This is a genomic window from Streptomyces sp. SID14436, assembly GCF_010548465.1.
In the GTDB taxonomy this organism is placed as follows: Bacteria; Actinomycetota; Actinomycetes; order Streptomycetales; family Streptomycetaceae; genus Streptomyces.
The window spans coordinates 1-2,152 of the sequence record NZ_JAAGMD010000040.1; the positions used below are offsets into that span (position 1 = coordinate 1).

Annotated in this window: 1 protein-coding gene and 1 pseudogene; one reads left to right on the forward strand and one right to left on the reverse strand. The window is 74.6% G+C overall.

The window, feature by feature from the left end; translation table 11 throughout:
• Positions 1-303, forward strand: a pseudogene (locus G3I53_RS01520) (hypothetical protein); the annotation flags it as partial.
• Between the two features lie 51 nt (positions 304-354).
• Here the strand turns inward: G3I53_RS01520 and pgm are convergent.
• Positions 355-1,998: a phosphoglucomutase (alpha-D-glucose-1,6-bisphosphate-dependent) gene (gene pgm, locus G3I53_RS01525; protein ID WP_164332576.1), complete on the reverse strand. Its 1,644-nt coding sequence runs from the start codon at positions 1,996-1,998 to the stop codon at positions 355-357.
• Positions 1,999-2,152 lie beyond the last annotated feature (154 nt).

The following is a 2,152-nucleotide window of genomic DNA, read 5'->3' on the forward strand; positions in this document are numbered from 1 at the left end:
AGCGCGGAGGCCGTCGGCGACCTGTGGCACCCGGACGACCCGTGGGAGGGCCCGTCCTGGCGGAGTCTGGACGGCCGCGCCCGGCGGCGCCGCGTCGGGCGGGTGGTGGGCGCCGCGGCCGCGATCGCCCTGGTGCTGGGTGTCTGGTCGGTGACGTCCACCGGCAGGGCGCCGCGTCACGAGGGCCCTGGCGACACGATCCTGCAGCAGTCCGAGGAGGCGCCGGTGGAACTGCCGGCGACCACCTCCGTGCCCGGTCCCCGCTCCCCGTCCCCGGCCACGCCCGCGGTCCAGCCCGGCTGACCGGGCGCGGACGGGACGCGGCGGGGGCGGCTCGGGCGCGGGGGCGGTGACTCAGCCGCCCAGCGCGGACAGCACCACCGACTTCGCCTCCTCCTGGACCCGGCGCAGGTGCTCGGTGCCCTGGAACGACTCGGCGTAGATCTTGTACACGTCCTCGGTGCCCGAGGGACGCGCCGCGAACCAGGCGCTCCGGGTGGTCACCTTGATGCCGCCGATGGCCGCGCCGTTGCCGGGCGCCTCGGTGAGGACGGCGGTGACGTCCTCGCCGGCCAGGGTGTCGGCGGTGACCTGGGCCGGGGACAGCTTCGCCAGGCGGGCCTTCTCCTCCCGGGTCGCCGGGGCGTCGATGCGCTCGTAGGCGGGCTCGCCGAACCGGGCGGTGAGCGCGGTGTAGTGCTCGGAGGGCGTCCTGCCGGTGACCGCCGTGATCTCGGAGGCGAGGAGCGCCAGGATGATGCCGTCCTTGTCGGTCGTCCACACCGAGCCGTCCCGGCGCAGGAAGGAGGCCCCGGCCGATTCCTCACCGCCGAAGCCGAGCGTGCCGCCGGCCAGTCCGTCGACGAACCACTTGAAGCCGACGGGCACTTCGACGAGTTCGCGCTTCAGGTCGGCGGCGACCCGGTCGATCATCGCGGAGGACACCAGCGTCTTGCCGACGCCCGCCGCCGAGGGCCACTCGGGGCGGTGGGCGTACAGGTAGCCGATCGCCGTGGCGAGGTAGTGGTTGGGGTTCATCAGCCCGGCATCCGGGGTGACGATGCCGTGGCGGTCGGCGTCGGCGTCGTTGCCGGTGGCGATGTCGAAGCGGTCGCGCTGCCGGATGAGGGACGCCATGGCGTGCGGGGAGGAGCAGTCCATCCGGATCTTCCCGTCCCAGTCCAGCGTCATGAAGCGCCAGGTGGGGTCGGTCAGCGGATTGACGACCGTCAGGTCGAGGCGGTGCTCCTCGGCGATCCGGCCCCAGTAGGCCACCGACGCGCCGCCGAGCGGGTCGGCCCCGATCCGGACTCCGGCCGCGCGGATCGCGTCCAGGTCCAGCACCTGGGGCAGGTCGGCCACGTAGCTGCCGAGGAAGTCGTGGCGGCCGGTGCCGTCGGCGGCGAGGGCGCGCGCGTACGGGATGCGGCGGACGTCCTTGAGGCCGCCCCGGATGATGTCGTTGGCGCGGTCCTGGATCCAGGTCGTGGCGTCGGAGCCGGCGGGGCCGCCGCTGGGCGGGTTGTACTTGAATCCGCCGTCGGCGGGCGGGTTGTGGGAGGGCGTGACGACGACGCCGTCCGCGCGGGGACCGGCCGGGTTCCGCCGGTTGTGGGTGAGGATGGCGTGCGAGACGGCCGGGGTCGGCGTGTAGCCGTCGGCGCTGTCGATGAGCACGGTGACCCCGTTGGCGGCGAACACCTCCAGGGCGGTGACCCGCGCGGGCTCGGACAGGGCGTGGGTGTCCGCGCCGAGGTAGAGGGGGCCGTCGGTGCCCTGGGCGGCGCGGTACTCGCAGATGGCCTGGCTGGTCGCGGCGATGTGGTCGTCGTTGAAGGCGCCCTTCAGTGACGAGCCGCGGTGTCCCGACGTGCCGAACGCCACGCGCTGGGCCGGGTCGTCGGGGTCGGGGCGCAGCGCGTAGTACGCCGTCACCAGCCGAGCGACGTCGACGAGATCCTCGGGGCCGGCCGGGCCGCCGGCTCGCTCGTGCTGCATGTGCCCACTCCTCCGTGAGGGTCGCATCCTTCGCTTGCGGACACATCTTCCCTTTTCAGGACCCTGACGCGCGAGTAGGGCCGGCGGCCACCGGCGTCTTCGGGCCGCCGGGCGCGGGCCGGGCACCGGCCCGGCGTGGCCGCCGTGCCCGGGC

What these genes read in the sequence shown, in the direction of transcription:
- pgm (WP_164332576.1), bottom strand. Translation starts at nt 1,998, where the DNA reads ATGCAGCACGAGCGAGCCGGCGGCCCGGCCGGCCCCGAGGATCTCGTC.